We start from the raw sequence: 15,257 nt of genomic DNA on the forward strand, positions 1-15,257 counted from the left end.
CGAGGTCAACCTGGATGACCTGCCACAGGATTTTTTCTCCACTGGGGATCAGAGTCGGCCCCTCGAAGGGTCGGACAATGAAGCCAACGAGAGAACATACCCGTGCGCGGGTCTTGATCCGGGCACGGGCAGCCGATTTCAACGAAGCGATGCCACACCCGGCACTTGGCCGCGAGGCGCCAAGGGCGTTCGCCCGACACCTGCTCACACCAACCGACAGCCGCGCTGCGCAATCTGAAAGCTGCGCGCGGATGTTGGCGGCTCCGTTCCACCTGCGCCGGAAAGCGGAGCAACACAAGTGGCGCTGGTTCCGACCGGATGAAGACCAGGGGGCACAACACTGACGCATCAGGCGCGTCAGGCTATGGGTCCGGCGGACAATGCATGTCCGCCGGAATCCGCTATTCGCCGCCGGCACGTCAGGCGAAGAGGAACGCGTCGGCGAGGAACAGCAGCTGCCCCCCTTCCACGAGATCCGCGTCGGTGAGCCGGCTCTCCGCGTTGAAGGCCGCCTGATCCTCGATGCCGTGGGCCTGCACGGTGGCAAGGAACAGTGACCCGTCATCAATGCCGAACAGCTCGGAAACCTCGAGGATGCCCGAACTCTCCCAGGCGCCGGCGATGCCGGCGTCGACATCGACTGCGAGACCGGGGTCGGCGATCGAACCGTCGAGCACCACACCGCGGTCGACGTTGGCGATGCGGACGATCTCGCCGGTGTCCGGGTCCAGCGCGACGATGCCGGCCTCCTCGGGGTTGGCCGCCCCCGCGCCGAACAGGGGCTCGCCAGTGAGCGTATCGTCCTCGGCCTTGTCTTCCTGCACGTAGATCAGCCCGTCGCGCGCCCAGTCGAGGTTGTCCGGCGAGCGCAGCGCCCGCGCCGGATCGTCGTCGCCGTCATACGCGATCTTGAGCGTGCTCGACTTCAGCGCCGCCTTCCGCCCGAACTCCACCTCCATGGTGTAGACCGTGCCGAAGCTGTCGGCCCCGTTGCCGGTTTCGGGGTCGATGTCGTAGGTATCGACGCCGGTGGACGCGAGGACAAATTCGGATCCATTGTCCGGGTTCGTGGCCACGTCCTCCGGACGCGAGAAGCCGAAGGCGCCCGCCTCCTTCGCCTGGAGCCAGAGATTGCCCTGCGTCGGGTAGCCGTATTCGTCGAAGCCGGTGGTGCCGTCCTCAGAGGCCATGCCCGGCCGCGGCTCGTTGTTGATCTCGACCCACCGCCCCGCGATCTCGGCGCCGGTGCCGCTGAACTCCAGCGGGCTGTCGATGCTGTCGCCCGTCAGATCGACATCGAGACGCTCGGCCAGCTTCTCGAGCAACCGTTCGTCGTCCTCGTGGCGGTCGGCGAAGCTGTCGGCCCGCGCCAGTTTCCGCTCTTCCCAGCGCGCGAGATCGCCAGAGGCCAGCACCTCGGCGATATGCGCCTTGATCGCCTCGTACGGCGCGAGTTCCTCCGCCTCGGCAACCCAGACAAAGAGCTTGCCGTCCGCCAGCCCGTTGCGGGCCAGGAAGTCGTCGGAGTGCCGGTCCTTTTCGCCGACGTAGAGGAACAGCGGCGCGGCTTCATCCTCGCCGTCGCCATCGAAATCGTAGGGCGCCGTGTCGTCGGAGAGCACGAAGGCCACGTGCTTGCGGTCGCCGGTGTCGATCTGGGTGACATTTTCCCACGCACCGCGGCCCATGGCCGGAACCTGATGGAGCGCGCCGGTCTCGACGTCGAGCGCCCATTCGGCACCGCCCACCGAGTTGTACCCGCCGCCGTCCTCTTCACCGGCGAAATAGACAGTATCGACGAGACCGCGATCGTTGCCGAACTGCTCGGCCTCCACCAGCATGCCCGAGCAGAACCGGGAGAAGCCTTGCCACTGGCTCGCGCTTTCCGGCCCGCCGAAGAACGGGGCGTAGGCTTCCGAAAGGAAGGTCAGGTCGGAGGCGATGTCGCCGTTGCCGTCGTAGATCGTGTCATAGGCAAGGCCGGCGTCCACGATCTGACGGCTTTCGATATCGAAATCGAAATAGGAGATGCGGGCGCCCGTCATCGAGAACGTGCCGCCGTCGCCATCCGACACCTCGTAGGCGTTGCCGCGGTTGTTCAGCAGCTCGTGGTTGCCCAGAAGGCGCACCACATCGGCCGCGCCATCGCCATCCACGTCATGCGCGAAGGCGCCCAGGCCGTCGAGAACGCCGACCGGAGTGTAGTCGCCCGCCGTGGTTTCATTGAGCGCGCCCGTTGTGCCGGAGAACGTGTCGCCGATCGTAAAGACCGCTTCCGCCAGATAACCGTCCTCCGTCGCCAGCATCGTCGGTGATGGTTCGGGCGCCTCATCAGCCTGCGGGTCGACCACGAACTGGCTGACGATCTGCGGCACAAGGTCGGTGTTGCTTCCGGCCTGCTCGGGCGTGTAGGCCGGGATGCCCCAGGTGGTGACGGTCAGCGCCTGGGTGTCCGCGTCGATCTCGAACTGGGTCCAGCCGAAGGTATGGGCCGCCACGTAATCGCCGGACAGCAGCGTCGCGTCGATCAGCCCTTCGGCCTGCGCGAGATTGTCGTTCAGCCCGATCGGGTCATAGCCGCCCTGGGCCATCACCGAGTTGAAGGCCTGCTTGACGAAATCGTCCTTGTCGTCGGGCAGGTCATCGGTATCCGGCGCGACCGGCAGGCTCTCGTAATACGCCAGTTCCGCGGGGCTCAGGATACCCAGCCCGCCGGCCACCTCGACCGCGCTCGGTCCGAAGGGTGCGTCGAAGGCCACGGCGCCCGTGGTGATCTCCCAGGCCGAGCTGGCGATCTGGCCGGTTCCCGGAACGGCCTCGTAGGTCAGGTTGTTGACGAAGGTGGCGTGGATGTCGGCGGCCACGAAGACCACGTTGTTGATGTCATTCTCCTCGATGAAGGAGAGCAGCTCGGTCCGCTCCTCGGCATAGCCTTCCCAGCTGTCAGCGTTGAAAAAGCCGAGGTTCTGAATCGGCTCCGGCGTATGAACGAATTTCCAGGTCACCCCGTTTTCCTCGGCCGCCAGCAGGTCGGCCTTCAGATCGTCCAGTTGCGCGGCGCCCAGCAGGCTGCGGCCCTCGGTTCCCGGCATCAGGCCAAAGCTCTCGGCCTGGAACCGGGCGATGTCGGCCGGGTCGGTGAGGTTCGCGCCCGCAAGTGGCTCGTCGCGGAAGCTGCGCTGGTCGAGGATGAAGACGGCAGCGTCCTGGCCGAACTCCTGAAAGCGATAGAGTTCGCGCTCGCCCGCTGTCAGGGCGTCGCCGGTGTCGCCATAGAATTTGTCGGCGACCGCGTGGTATTCCTGGAACGCCGTCAGCCCGTTTTCGTAGAGCGTTGCGTCGTTGATGAAGGCCGCCGGGTCATCGTCCGGGAACAGATCCCGGAACTCGCTCTCTGCGGTTCCGCCGATGGTCCCGCCGCCGGCGAAGTCATTCGTGACCTCGTGGTCGTCGATGGTGGCAAAGATCGCGGTGGAGGCCTTAAGATCCGCGAAGGCGTTCAGGCCGTCGCGTGCGCCGTAGACCTCAGCATACTTCGTCCGGTAATCCTCGGGGGTGATCGCCTGCGGCTGGTCCAGCGCCGGGCTCGGATAATCGGAATAGATCGTGTCGCCGTGGAGGACGAAGAAGTCGAGATCCGCCTCGTCGGCGTTTGAAATCGCCGGATAGGGCGCGAGTTCGCCGCGCCAGTCGCCGGAGACGCCGAAGACGAGCCCGTTGTAGCCATCTTCGGCGGCGGTTCCGAAGCGGCCCGTGCGGGTGGCGCCCGCGGCATCCTCGACCTCGAAGACATAGTCCTTGCCCGGGGCGAGATCGTCGATCAGGACCTTGACCGGGACGTCGGTATCAGTGACCTCGACACTCTGTACCGCGACCTTCTTCAGCCTGCCGTTCGGCTTGGCCTCATAGACCTTGAACTCCACCTCGCCGAGCGCCAGCGAGCGGGCCCAGAGCACCACGCTGTCTTCGGTCACGTCGCCGGCGGATACGCCCTGCGGCAGCGTCTGCGGGGTCAGTTCGCGCGGGTCGAAGTCCGGGTTGGTTGCCTTGCCGAAGAGCGCGAGCACATCGCCAAGGTCGGAGAGCTTGAAGTTGACGTTCCAGTTCTGCACCTCGCCGTCGCCCGGCTCGGGGAAGACGACCTGGATCTCGTTCGAGCCGTCCTGGGTGACCAGCAACCCGTTCTCGAAGCCCGGCAGACTGCCGGAGTAGATCTCCGCGCCATCGGATTCCTCCACCCCGTCGATACCATTGTTGGCGCCGATGGCGAAGGAGCCGAGATAGCTGTGGTTGATCCTGTCGAACACCGCGAAGGTGCTGTCGCCCTGCGAGGAGACCAGGATCAGCCCGTCGCCATCATCGCCGTAGTAGATCGACACGCCCTCGATGTCGGGCGAGAAGAACGCGGCGTCGACCGGCGCCACGGTCTCGAAGGTGGCGGGCCCGTCCGGGTCGGCGCTGAAGCTCAGCAGGCCCAGTTCCTCCTCGACGGCGACATAGCCGATGCCGGTCTCGCGGTCGATCACGATGCCCTCGGCCTGGTAATCCTCGGCTTCCTCGCCATCGGCCACCGGCAGTTCGAGCGTCCGGACCAGATCGAAGGTAAAGTTCTTGCCCTTCTGCTTCAGTTCAAGCTGGGCGATCTTGTTGCCGTCCGCCTGGGTCACGAAGACATAGTCGCGGCCATCCGGGGCGGTATAGGCCGCCAGCCCGTAGGCCGTCGCCTCGCCGTCATCGACGCCGAAGATCGTCTCCGGGATCTTGCACGAGGTGGCATCCTTGAGCGTTCCGTCCTTCTTGAAACGGTAGATCGCCAGCGTGTCGTTCTCGCGGTCGGAGGCAACGGCAAGATCGTAGGTGTTCTTGCCCCTGCCCGCGCCGTAGAGAACATCGACGTTGTTGTAGCGGATGCCTTCCGGCTCGATCCGCTGGAGTTCATTGCCCTCGATATCGTAAACGCGGAGCCCGCCGTTCTTCATCGCGGTGACGATCGTGCTGGCGCCGGCATCCTTCGGGTTGAGCCAGACCGCGGGATCGTCCGGGTCCGGGCCTTCGGTCGTGTCGAAGGGGTTGTCGTAGCGCAGCGCGTCCGGTGTCTCCAGCACCGGCGCGATCGTCGGGATATCCTGCAGGTCCAGCGCCAGGGAGATGAACTGGCTGGCCTGCGGCCCGAAGGCCGAGAAATTGTCGTCCGACACGATGATCAGCGACTGGCGGCCATCGTCGAGAACCGGGCCGAGTGTCATGCCCTCGACGTTGTCGACGACGATGCCGAAGTCGCCCAGATCGGCCAGCAGGGTCTTCTTGACCGGTGCGTCGACGTCGATCTCCAATTCGCCGTCGTCCTCGCTGACCGGCAGGCCGTTCTCGCCGATGACGTTGGTCGCGCCGCGGGTGTCGACCAGATAGAGCTTGCCGGTGTAGCCGCGATCCGCCGCGCCGGTGGAGAAGGACCGCTCCAGGGCGAGCAGCGTGCCCTGATCGTCGAGCGCCAGCAATTCGACAAGCCCGCTGTCGGCAAAGGCGTCTGCCGGGACGGGTTCGTTCGCGATCTGGTCGACCTCATAGACGAATTCGGCGACCGGCAGGCCGGTCTCGAGATCATAGCGTATGATCCGTGCCGCCGAGCCGAGTTCGGTGGTGGCGGGCGCTCCATCCTGGACAAGCGCGCTTTCCGTCGCGGTCCAGAGCGTTGTCTGATCAGGCGAGATCGTCAGGCTCTCGAACCCCAGATTGTTGCGCACCCCGTTCGTCCCCGCCGGGGTGGGCAGAAACTTCGTATCGACCGGCAGCGCGCCGCCCAGCACGCCGTCTTTGCCGAACAGGTAGATCGCCGGATTGCCCAGCAGATCGCGCTCGGAAGAGATGAAAAGCTGGCCGTTGGCACCGATGGCGATGCCCTCTGGGTCGGGGCTGAGCGCGTCGAAGGTGGCGCCGCCGGGCAGGGTCAGCGCGGTAACGCCAAGCAGCGAGACATCGCCTTCGTCCAGCGATCCGTCGCCAAGATCTATGGAAACCTCGTAGAAGCGTGGCGTGCCGTCGGCCCCTGCTCCGCGATCGTCGGAAACCGCAAGGTAGGTGTTCGTCGCGGGGTCGAGTACGATGCCGGAGAGACCCCCGACAATCGTCCCGTCGAAAATGACGCCGGTGTCGATTTCCGTCATCCCGAGGAACTCCACACCCGTGACCGTCGTCCGGTCATCATCGGTCACCCGCAGGTCGGCATAGACCAGGCGGTGGTCGGAGGTCGGGAATTCGGCCAGCGGAAAGAGCGGGTCGTCCGGCGTCTGCCAGAAGACGCCGCCATCGAGATAGGCCAGGCCCGCCTCGGACGGCAGCACATAGTCGACCCGGAGGTTGCCCGGCGCGTCGTCGGGAGTGCCGGCGCCGGCGAAACCGAAGTCGGCGGTGTCGAAGGCGGGATCGCCGACATGATCATCGTTGGCGCCGCCCTGCAGCTCGGAGGCCACCGGGCCGCCGTCGCTGGAGGGGGTTACCGCCGGGTCGGTGGCAGAGCCGTTGATGAGGGGGCTGTCGAGCAGCTGGTTGGCGGCACCGTTCACGCTGTCGCCGTCGAAGGGATCGGCGTTGTAATCACCCAGGATCACGAAGCGCTCGCCCTCGGCAAGGCCGCCGTATGTGCCGTTGTCGTCATAGATGTAGTCTTCGCCGGCGACGTAATCGGCCCAGAAACGGATTTCGTCGTGATTGCGCGTGCCGTTACGATCCTCGGGGCCGTCGTAAACCGGCGGCGTCGGGTGTGCGGCCAGCACATGGACAGTCTCGCCATCGACGATCACTGGCACGTCCACATGGTTCTTCGAGGAAAGGCGCAGGACCTCGAGTTCTTCCTCTGTGTACCAGCTCGAGGTATCGCCGTTGCCATCGGCATCGAGCGGGTCCTCGGGCAGCAGAGCACCCGGCATGTCCTTCCAGAGAAAGTTCTGGAAGGTGCGGATGTTCGCGGTGTCGATCTCGTATTTCGAGAAGATCACGAAACCGTACTGGCCCTCGAAGAAGCCGAAGCCCTGGGCGTCATTCGGCGCGAAGTCACCCGCGGCGCCTGAATTGTCGAGATCAAAGCCGCTCGGGACGCCGGTGTTGGAGGGCGCGACGTAGACATGCGGATACTCGACAGGCGCCGCGCCATTCTGGCTCAGCGAGAGATAATTCTCCTGAAAAAGCCGGGCTGCCTCGCCGGCGGCCTCGTAGTCGAACTCGTTCATGAGAATGATGTCCGCATCCGAGCGCTGGATGATCTCGGCGACCGATTGCGCCTGAGTGTCTGCAGACGTACTCAGATCTGCGATCAACTCGCCCTCGGAGTTGCGGTTAAGCGATGCGTTAAATGTTGCGACACGAATGTCCATGCTCGAATCCCCCACTGAAATGGCCTAATGGGGGAACTGTCTCGCCCGGAGGAAACACTGATGTGACTTCCCTGTGATGGATATTTAAACCGACGCGCCGGAACTGTGGGAACCGCGCCGGGGTTTCGCAAAGCCTTCGAACAGAGCCTCGACAAGCGCGTCATCACGGGCGCACGGGCGCGACGAGGCGCCCGTGCGGGTTGTTTGGTGGCTCAGCTGTTCCGGCGCTCTTGAATGAGGCCTTTCAGGATGGCCCAACAGATCAGCAGCAGTATTACAGTGAACGGCAAGCCCGTGGAGATCACCATGGCCTGCAATGCGCCAAGCCCGCCGCCGATCAGAAGCGCAATCGCCACAAGCCCCTCAAATGTGCACCAGAACACGCGCTGCGGCACCGGCGCGTCAACCTTGCCGCCAGCCGTGATCGTATCGATGACCAGTGAACCGGAATCCGAAGACGTCACGAAAAACACGATGACCAGGATGATTCCGATGGTCGAGGTGATCGCAGCGAAGGGCAGCCCTTCGAGCATCGCGAACAGAGACAGGGGCGGGTTGTAGCTGTCGATCACCTGCGCCTTGACCGCGCTCGCGGCCGGGTCCGCAATCACTTGCTCGATCGCGGCACCGCCGAAAACGGCCATCCAGAGTACGCACACCAGAGACGGAATGATCAATACGCAGGTCACGAACTCACGGACCGTTCGACCGCGGCTAACCCGGGCTATGAACATGCCGACGAAGGGTGACCAGGAGATCCACCAGGCCCAATAGAAGGCCGTCCAGCCTTGCATGTAGCCCGTGTCTTCGCGCCCATGCGGGATCGAGAGCGGAATGACCTCCTGAAAATAGGCGACGATGCCCTTTCCGAACCCGGTCATGATTGTGGCCGCACCTGCCGCGAAGAGCACGAAAAGCAACAGCAACAGCGCCATGCCCATGTTGATTTCGGACAGCACCTTTACCCCCCCATCAAGGCCACGCAGGACCGAACCCAGCGCGACAAGCGTGATTGCGATGATCAGGATCACCTGCACGGTCACGTTGTTGGGCAGGCCGTACACATATTCCAGACCGGCATTCGCCTGCTGCGCGCCAAAGCCGAGCGAGGTTGCAAGACCGAAAAGCGTGGCAAACACGGCGAGCGTGTCGATGATATGCCCGGTCCAGCCCCAGACCCGTTCGCCGAAGATCGGGTAGAAGGCGGAGCGGATCGTCAGCGGCAAGCCCTTGTTAAAGGAAAACAACGCGAGTGCGAGCGCGACAACAGCATAGATCGCCCAGGGATGCAGCGCCCAATGATAGGACGTTGCCGCCAGTGCCATGCGCCGGGCGGCGGCCACGTTTTCGGGTATCAGGGCGCCGTCTTCCGTGAAGGGGCGAACGACGCCCAATGGCTCGTCCCCCCATGGCGTGCCGAAGTAATAGACCGGCTCCAGCACCCCGAAGAACATCAGACCGATCCCCATACCCGCGGCAAACAGCATCGCGAACCAGCCGGGGTAGCCATAGTCAGGCTTTGCGTCCTTGCCACCGAGCCGGACGGAGCCGAACGGTGAAACGATGAGGAACAGGCAGAATACGACGAAAATGTTTGCCGACCACAGGAAGAACCAGTCGAAATTCGAGGTCAGATAGGCGCGCATTCCCAGATCGCAAAAGGCACCGGCCTCGCAGGTATCGCTCGGGTCGATGCCGTTGAATACGGCATCTGCGCTTCCGGGCGCAAACAGCGCATAGGCCACAAAAGCCATGATGGAGAGCGCCGAGATCAGGAAGACCGGGTTGTGAATGTCGAGCCCGAAGGGCCCGACCTGCGTTTCGAAATTGTCCTGACCGATCTCGTAGTCCGTCTCGATAATGTGGGATGCGCCTTCTGGCGCGGGGATCCCCTGATTTGTGGTTTCGTCGGCCATCTGCGGCCTCCCTGTTCACTGTCGTTGTTTTGTCCGTGTACGACTCAAGAGCGTACCACCATCACCGAGCATTTCGCATGCTCGGCCAGTTTTCCGCCGTTGGAGGGCCAGATATAATCCATGACATTCGGCACGTGGCTGGCCATCACGACAAGATCGGCGCCGGTTTCATCGATTGCGCGCATCAGCGCATCGTCGACCTCGGTCGTCGGGTCATGTGCGATGGCGGTATGCGCCGAGGTTTCGACGCCGTGCCTGGCCGCCTCCGCCTCGGCGAATGCGGCAAGCTTTTGGCCGAACTCTTCCGGGTTATGCGCCAATTGGCTGGGTAGAGACGAGGTGACGCCCACATATACAACCGGCACGCCGTAGTGTTTTGCCAGATCGGCCGCGCAGTCGAGCGCGGGCCCAAGCCGTTCGACATGTGCCAAATCGACCGGTGCCATTATCCGTTTGAACATTACTTCTCTCCCGATTGACGCGGCCGAAGGTCGGCTTGCCGCTCGGGGCGCGTGGCCAAGCCTCCGGTGATTTGCAGGGCCGCCGGTTCTTTGTCCCCTTGGATCAGGCTAAACGAATCGTGGCCCCGAAAGCAAACGGGTGCGTCGAACCGTGCCCTGAATGCGACATGTCGGGCTGGGCCCTCGGGGCGCTAAGCGGCGATTGTCATCGCGACGGTCGTTGATTGAGCGAAGAAGCTTCTGTGCAACGCCGCTATCGCGGGATCGCGGTCCGTGCGGTTCAGAATGAACTGAGTGTCGACGTTGCGCGGGCCTTGCGCCGCGCCAAGGGGCGTCAGCTCTGCGTCTTCCAGGGCCCGAAGCCCGCGCGACATCACCTTCAGTCCTGTCAGGTCGCGGCCCAGCACACAGACCAGTGCCAGCTTGTTGGTGGTGATCTCGGCTTGCGGGTATCTCGCGGCAAGATCGGCCTCCACCCGGCGCATGGACTTCAAGGAGGTGTCGACGTAATGCGTGATCGTGTTCGCGTTCGAAACTTTCGAGACGATCCGCACATTGTGGCGTGTCAGAATCTCGAGGATCGCCGCGTCATAACCCTTCACGCCGACCATGTCCTGTTCGAACACCTCCAGCGCGATGATATCGAGGCCGGTGACCAACTCGACCGCCGGATCTCCAGCAGCCTGGTCGTCGACGATCGTGCCAGGGTGGCCCGGCTCGAACGCGTTGGTGACACGCAGGGGCACGCCCGCCTGGCGCAGTGTCTTTGCCGCGGACGGGTGGATCGCTTCCATCCCGAGATTGGCCATCTGGTCTGCCACGTCGTAATTCGTGTGACCGAGCGTTTGCACGGCATCCTCTCCGACAAGGTTCGGGTCGGCGGAAGAAAGATGGAATTCCTTGTGGATGATCGCCTCACGCGCACCTGTCAGCGCTGCGAGTTGTGAGAACGTCACCTCCGAATAGCCGCGGTCATATTCGCGCATCAGCCCCTGGCGGCATTGCGCGTAGCCGGTGACGATGGGCAATTCAACGTGTGTATCGATCCCCTCCATCGCGCTTTCGATCCGTTCATCCAGGGTCAGGTCATCCTCATCGCGCCAGCCCGACAGGTCTACGAAGCGCGCATTCACGCCTGCACGTTGCAGCATCAGGGTCGCGACATAGGCCGAATGCGCCTCTCCCAGCCCCGAGAGCAATTCACGGATCTGCATCAGGTGCGTGTTCAGGCGAAAATGCCCGTAGGAGCACAATCGCTGCAGGTCGATCAGGCAGTTGCGCGCACCTTCGATCCGGTCCTGCACAAACGTCGTCGCCTGCGCGATGTCTCCGGGATGATCGAGCACTGTCTGGTGGGCGTCCACCATTGCCGCGCTCGCACGGCTCAGCGCGTCATGCCAGCCGTGATCGTCCTCGGCATTGGCGAAGGCGGCGTAGACACCTGCCTGCCTGGTCTTCTTGTGCTCCAGCAGCAGGTTCGTGACCCCGCCAAAGGCCGAAACCACGAAGATACGGCCATAACGCGGCGCGCCGTCTTCCAAGAAAAGCGTATCACGCAATTCATGTAGACGGGACATGGACGTCCCGCCGATCTTTTCCACGGTGTGGGTCATCTCAGGCCTCGACGTTCTCAGGTGCAGCGTAGGAGCCATCCTCACGGTGCACTTCCTTGCCTGTCACCGGCGGGTTGAAACAGCAGGCCATGACCAGTTCCTCCTCCGCACGAAGGATATGCCGGTCGTGCTTGTCGAGCGCATACATCACGCCGGGCCTGATGTGATGGGTCTCGCCGGTGGCCAGATCGGTGATCGAGCCGGAGCCCTTCATGCAATAGACGCTCTCGAAGTGGTTCTTGTATTCGAACGTGTGCTCCGATCCCGGTTCGAGAAAGGTGATGTGGAAGGAAAAACCCATTCCGTCATCCGCCAATAGCATGCGCACGCTGGACCACTGCGCGTCCGATACCACGCGGTCGCGATCCGACTCGATGATCTCGTTGAAATCTCTGACAATCATTGTGTTACTCCGCTGCAACCTTGAAATTACTGGTGACGCTTCGTGCCGCATCGATGAGAATATTCAGCCCCTTACCGAGAGTGGCGTCGGAAATTGTCAGTGGCGCAAGGATCTTGACCACCTCGTCATTGGGGCCGGAGGTCTCGACGATCAGGCCCTCGCAAAAGGCATGGGCGCAGATATTGCCGGCCAGGTCACCAGAGCCCACATCGACCCCGCGCATCATGCCACGCCCCTTGAGATAAGCGCCGGGGATCATGGCTGCGATGGTTTTCAGTCCGTCCTCGACCATGGCGGCGCGGCGTGAAACATCCTCTTGCAGCCTGCCATCGGACCAGAACTTCTGAATCGCGACGCGTGCGGTGACAAAGGCGTGGGTGTTGCCGCGGAACGTGCCGTTATGCTCGGCCGGTCCCATCACATCATGTTCGGGCCGCACGAGGACCAGCCCCATCGGCAGACCGAAGCCGGAAACGGATTTCGCCAGCGTGACGATGTCGGGCGTAATCCCCATCTCGTCAAAAGAGAAGAAGCTGCCCGTCCGTCCGCAGCCGGCCTGGATGTCATCGATGATCAGAAGCGCGCCGTGGTCCCTGGCCAGCTGCGCAACGCGCGCGATCCATTCGGGGCTTGCCGCGTTCAACCCGCCTTCGCCCTGCACGGTTTCCAGCAGGATCGCGGCGGGGGCGTCCATGCCGGACGAGGCATCTTTCAGCATCGCCGCGAGCAGATCGCAGGTATCGAACTCCGCGCCCATGTAACCGTCATAGGGCATGCGCGTGACGTTGTTCAGCGTCGTGCCCGCGCCTCCGCGGTGGTAGCTGTTGCCGGTCGCGGCCAGCGCACCCTGTGTCACACCGTGGAAGCCGTTGGTGAAGGCGATCACATTGGTGCGGCCTGTCGCCTTGCGGGCGATTTTCATGGCAGCTTCCACCGCATTGGCACCGGTCGGCCCGACAAACATCAACTTGTGATCCATGTCGCGGGGCTTGAGGATGTTTGCCTCGAAGGTTTCAATGAAGGCCCCTTTGGCCTCGGTGTGCATATCAAGCCCGTGGGCAATCCCGTCGCCTGCGATATGATCGATCAGCGCCGCCTTCATATCCGGGTCATTGTGCCCGTAGTTGAGCGACGAACAGCCCGCGAGGAAATCGATATAGCGCCGCCCGGCGGTGTCCGTCATCTGAGCGCCCTGCGCAGTGGTGAAAACCGTGTCGAAGCCGCGGCAATAGCTGCGGGCTTCGGATTCACGGCGTTTGAAAATAGGCATTTTGGAGGTGTTCGTAGACATACGACCTCTATCAGGTTTGTTGATGAAAAGGATGAAGTGTGGCTCAGGCGGCTTGCGCCATGTCTCGCGCCAGGGGGATCGTCACGAGGTTTTCGGTCTGGTGCCGGTTCTGGAAATGCAGGGCCTGCGTGTAGTAAGGCTGCACATCCAGCTTGGCGCGCTGCACTTTGCCGAACTTGCGGAACAGCGCCCAGGATGCCTCGTTTTCAGAGGTGATCGTCGTTTGCACTCGCTTCACGTCATCACAGGCATCGCGGCCCAGAATCGCCTGCAGCATGAGCGTTCCAAGGCCGAGCCCCCGGGCATTCTCGGCGACGGCAACCTGCCAGACAAAGAGCGTCTCGGGATCGTTCGGCATCACATAGGCAGAAATCCAGCCGACAGCCTCGCCCTTGAGTTCAGCCAGCACACAGGTGTCCGCAAAGTGATCGCACTGGATCATATTGCAATACATGGAGTTTTCATCAAGCGGCTTGCACGCCCGCACCAGTTCCCAGATCGCAGCACCATCCTCGGCCCGTGGCATGCGCAGGTTCGGAATGTTAGCTCTGGCTAGATCGCGGGAATGATGCATCTCGTCTGCTCCTATTTGGTTTGAAATTCGAAATATCAAGGATAGGTCATTATTTCAACAGGCAAAGCATATTATTCACGATTTGCTCAAATATTGACTTTTTTCCTTTAGCTTATGGGTTGTAAAATCTTAACCCCCAAACCACATGCGTATAGACATGCTTTTTGCGACAAAGCAATAACAGCTTCACAAGGAGGGACATCCCGCATATACTTTGCTTTCCAAAACAATGAGACCCTGATGGATCGTATCGACACCAGTCTGATTGCCTTGCGTCGCATTCTGCGCGCGACCGATCTGTTCGGACGGGAAATCAAGCAAACCGCGGGTGTGACGCCGGTACAGTTCCGGGTGTTGCAGATCATTGCCGAAACCGGCAATGCAACGGCCAAAACCATCGCGCAACGCATGCGGGTCTCTCAGGGCACCGTGACATCGCTTGTCGACAGGCTCGTGCGCGAGGGTATGGTGCTGCGCGAAAAATCCACCCTGGACCGGCGTCAGACCAACATCCACATCACGCCAAAGGGCACCCAAACACTGGCCGATGCGCCCGACCCGCTGCAACAGCGCTTTGTGCGCAAGTTCGCGGCCATGGAGGATTGGGAACAGGCCATGCTGGTCGCAAGCCTCGAACGTGTCGCGGCCATGCTTGACGCCGACGACATCGACGCCTCACCGGTGCTCGATACCGGCGACATCAAGCAGCACAGCGAAAGCTGAGCCTGCCGCCCTACTCCTCTTCCCGCACGACGTCCGGCACACCGAGGCGGTCGATCAGGCGGTTGGTCTCGCGCTGGACCAGGGCGAGGTTGCTGTCGCGGACCGTGGGCAGGAGCGCGCGGGCCTTGCGGATATCGGCGTAATCGAGCCGGGCGGTAATCAGTTCTTCATCGCCACCGCCCTGTGCCAGCACACGACCGAACGGATCGAGGATGCGCGAGCCACCCCAGAAACTCAGATCGCCTTCCCGTCCGACACGGTTGGTCATGATGACGGGCGCTCCGTACATCATCGCGTAGAACTGGATCGTCGTCGCCCAGGACAAAGGATTGTCGAACTCATCGCCCACGGCTTCGCGCCCGCTTGAGATGGGCGCGGTCAAGAGCGTCGCGCCATGCAGGAAAGCAAGATGCGCAAGCGCCGGATTATAGAGGTCGGCGCAAATCAGAAGACCAAGCACCCAGTCCTCGGTCATGGTGTGTGTGTCCACGAACCGCCCGTGGGCGTAGTACTTGGTCTCGATGAGGCGCCCGTAAGAGGGCAGATTGATCTTGCGGTGGATATAGCGCAGCCGGCCGTTCTGAAACACGGCCGCGGCATTGTAGAATTGCGCCCCCCGCGCCTCTTCCACAAAGCCGACGATGATCTTCATGTCCCCCGCGGCGCGGCTGAGCTCCAGCAGGCGCGGGTCGTCTCGGGTCATCACGACGTCCAGCAGCGCCTCGGCCCCGTAGTGCCCAACAAGCGACAGCTCGGGAAAGACGAGCAGATCCACACCAATGGACGCGGCGCGGGCGACGTAGTCGTGATGCTTCGCGAAATTGACGTCGAGACCGCTGGTTTCAGACGCGATCTGCGCAGCGCCGACGGTGAGAATACGGCTCATGGTGATTGCTCTCCCGCGTG

General features: G+C 62.6%; 9 protein-coding genes. 1 reads left to right on the plus strand and 8 read right to left on the minus strand.

Features of this window, described 5'->3' with window-relative positions; all coding sequences use genetic code 11:
- Positions 1 to 419: 419 nt before the first annotated feature.
- The 7 genes from TQ29_RS10315 to ectA all read right to left on the minus strand — a co-directional run bounded on the left by TQ29_RS10315 (position 420) and on the right by ectA (position 13,628).
- Positions 420 to 7,370 carry a phytase gene (locus tag TQ29_RS10315; RefSeq protein ID WP_054539089.1) on the minus strand — a complete coding sequence of 2,317 codons (6,951 nt, stop codon included), beginning with the start codon at positions 7,368 to 7,370 and terminating at the stop codon, positions 420 to 422.
- A 212-nt stretch (positions 7,371 to 7,582) separates the two neighbouring features.
- Positions 7,583 to 9,286 carry a BCCT family transporter gene (locus TQ29_RS10320; RefSeq protein ID WP_054539090.1) on the minus strand — a complete coding sequence of 568 codons (1,704 nt, stop codon included), beginning with the start codon at positions 9,284 to 9,286 and terminating at the stop codon, positions 7,583 to 7,585.
- A 44-nt stretch (positions 9,287 to 9,330) separates the two neighbouring features.
- Entirely contained in the window at positions 9,331 to 9,747 is a 417-nt protein-coding gene (locus tag TQ29_RS10325) for a universal stress protein (protein WP_037209180.1), read from the minus strand.
- A 191-nt stretch (positions 9,748 to 9,938) separates the two neighbouring features.
- Positions 9,939 to 11,360, minus strand: coding sequence for an aspartate kinase (locus tag TQ29_RS10330; protein ID WP_054539091.1), 1,422 nt, complete (start codon positions 11,358 to 11,360; stop codon positions 9,939 to 9,941).
- A gap of 1 nt (position 11,361) precedes the next feature.
- Positions 11,362 to 11,763, minus strand: coding sequence for an ectoine synthase (locus tag TQ29_RS10335; protein ID WP_054539092.1), 402 nt, complete (start codon positions 11,761 to 11,763; stop codon positions 11,362 to 11,364).
- Positions 11,764 to 11,767: 4 nt separating this feature from the next.
- Positions 11,768 to 13,054, minus strand: a complete 1,287-nt coding sequence (gene ectB, locus TQ29_RS10340; protein ID WP_054539093.1) for a diaminobutyrate--2-oxoglutarate transaminase — start codon at positions 13,052 to 13,054, stop codon at positions 11,768 to 11,770.
- Positions 13,055 to 13,097: 43 nt separating this feature from the next.
- Complete coding sequence (gene ectA / locus TQ29_RS10345; protein WP_054539094.1) at positions 13,098 to 13,628, minus strand: diaminobutyrate acetyltransferase; 531 nt, start codon at positions 13,626 to 13,628, stop codon at positions 13,098 to 13,100.
- A 240-nt stretch (positions 13,629 to 13,868) separates the two neighbouring features.
- Between ectA and TQ29_RS10350 the strand changes: the two genes are divergently transcribed.
- Positions 13,869 to 14,351 (plus strand): MarR family winged helix-turn-helix transcriptional regulator, encoded by a 483-nt coding sequence (locus tag TQ29_RS10350; RefSeq protein WP_054539095.1) that lies wholly within the window; start codon positions 13,869 to 13,871, stop codon positions 14,349 to 14,351.
- A gap of 10 nt (positions 14,352 to 14,361) precedes the next feature.
- On the opposite strand, the gene TQ29_RS10355 is transcribed toward TQ29_RS10350, so the two are convergent.
- Positions 14,362 to 15,237, minus strand: coding sequence for a nitrilase-related carbon-nitrogen hydrolase (locus tag TQ29_RS10355; protein WP_054539096.1), 876 nt, complete (start codon positions 15,235 to 15,237; stop codon positions 14,362 to 14,364).
- Between the last annotated feature and the right edge of the window lie 20 nt (positions 15,238 to 15,257).

Origin of the sequence: Actibacterium sp. EMB200-NS6 (genome assembly GCF_001305615.1) — a bacterium.
In the GTDB taxonomy this organism is placed as follows: Bacteria; Pseudomonadota; Alphaproteobacteria; order Rhodobacterales; family Rhodobacteraceae; genus Actibacterium_A; species Actibacterium_A naphthalenivorans.